This is a genomic window from uncultured Lacinutrix sp., assembly GCF_947500605.1.
Lineage (GTDB): Bacteria > Bacteroidota > Bacteroidia > Flavobacteriales > Flavobacteriaceae > Lacinutrix.
On sequence record NZ_CANMSJ010000032.1, the window covers coordinates 1 to 262 of the forward strand.

Consider the following 262-nt stretch of genomic DNA (forward strand, 5'->3'; position numbering starts at 1 on the left):
ACTTTAGTAACAGTAAGCGAGCCACCAGTAGTAACATCAGAAATAACAACATTAGCCTTTGCAGACCAACACGATGTAGTAATTACAGCAACAGGAACAACAAGTACTTCAATAGCAGTATACGAATTTAGTATTGACGGTGGAAGCTGGGAACTAGGAACGTTAAATGCAGCAGGAGAATACATGTATACCTTTACAGATATTGCAGCAGGCGAACATATTGTAACCGTAAGAGACACGGTAGGTTGTGGAGAAACAACAC

Annotated in this window: 1 pseudogene; it reads left to right on the top strand. The window is 40.5% G+C overall.

What is annotated here, in order from left to right:
- Positions 1-262, top strand: a pseudogene (locus Q0935_RS15850) (hypothetical protein); the annotation flags it as partial.